The 1261-nt window shown below is 77.5% G+C and carries 3 protein-coding genes; all 3 read left to right on the plus strand.

Features of this window, described 5'->3' with window-relative positions; translation table 11 throughout:
- Positions 1-240, plus strand: a 240-nt coding sequence (locus AB0J52_RS41230) for a glycosyltransferase (protein ID WP_500188704.1), incomplete at its 5' end; no start/stop codon positions are given.
- Positions 237-836, plus strand: coding sequence for a D-sedoheptulose-7-phosphate isomerase (locus AB0J52_RS41235; protein WP_500188705.1), 600 nt, complete (start codon positions 237-239; stop codon positions 834-836). The genes AB0J52_RS41230 and AB0J52_RS41235, both read left to right, overlap by 4 nt.
- On the plus strand, positions 833-1261 hold a 429-nt coding region (locus AB0J52_RS41240), incomplete at its 3' end, for a PfkB family carbohydrate kinase (protein WP_500188707.1). The genes AB0J52_RS41235 and AB0J52_RS41240, both read left to right, overlap by 4 nt.

Consider the following 1261-nt stretch of genomic DNA (forward strand, 5'->3'; position numbering starts at 1 on the left):
GGCGTCGGCGGCCACCTGGACACCGTGCAGGACGGCGTGACCGGCCTGCTGGTCCCGCCGCGCGACCCGGCCGAGGCGGCCCGCGCGATCAACACGCTGCTCGCGGACCGGGAGCGGAGGAACTCCTACGGCCTCGCCGGCCGGCGGATCGCCGAGGCCCGCTACTCGTGGCCGCGCGTCGCGCACGACACCCTCGCCGTGTACCACCGGGCGATGGCCGCGAGGGAGGTGGCGGCATGACCTCCACCACGCAGACGCGCGTGCTCTCCCGCGACCAGGACAGGCGCCTGGAGGACCTGGCCTCGGCCGCGCTGGAGTTCCGCCGCTGGACACCCGTCATCGCCGCCTGGGGCGCGCACCTGGCGAACGTCCTGGAGGCCGGTGGACGGCTGCTGACCTGCGGAAACGGCGGGAGTGCCGCGCAGGCGCAGCATCTGTCGGCCGAACTGGTCGGCCGGTTCGAGGACGAGCGCGTCCCGCTGGCGGCGATCCCGCTGCACGCCGACACCTCCACCGCCACCGCGATCTGCAACGACTACGGCGCGGACGAGGTGTTCGCCCGGCAGGTCCGGGCGCACGGCCGGGTCGGCGACGTGCTGGTCTGCCTGTCCACGAGCGGGTCCAGCGCCAACGTGGTCGCGGCGGCCCGGCAGGCGCGGGTGTGCGGGCTGACGGCGTGGGCCGTCACCGGGCCCGGCCCGAACCCGCTCGCCGCCGCCGCCCAGGAGGCGATCACCGTGGAGGCCGAGCGCACCTCGACCGTCCAGGAGATCCACCTGGCCGCGCTCCACCTGCTGTGCGGGCAGGTGGACCTCGCCCTGAGGGTGACGGCATGAGCCGGCCCGGGCCGGGGACGCTGGTCGTCGTCGGGGACACGCTGCTGGACGTGGACCTCGTCGGGGAGAGCGCCCGGCTCTCCCCCGACGCGCCCGTCCCGGTGATCGAGCACGCCGCCGAGCGGGCCCGGCCGGGCGGGGCGGGCCTGGCCGCGCTGCTCGCCGCCGCCGAAGGGGGCGAGGTCGTGCTGGTGACCGCGCTCGGCGACGACGACGCGGGCCGCCGGCTGCGCGCGATGCTGCGCCCGCACGTGCGGGTCGTGGCGCTGCGGCTGGCGGGCTCGACCCCGGTCAAGACGCGGATCCGGTCCGGCAGCCAGTCGGTGGCGCGGCTGGACGCCGGGGAGGGCGAGGCGACCGGGGGGCCGGTGTCGCCCGCGGTCGCCGAGGCGCTGTCGGGCGCGGGCGCGGTGCTGGTGTCGGAC

Source organism: Spirillospora sp. NPDC049652 (assembly GCF_040675125.1).
In the GTDB taxonomy this organism is placed as follows: domain Bacteria; phylum Actinomycetota; class Actinomycetes; order Streptosporangiales; family Streptosporangiaceae; genus Spirillospora.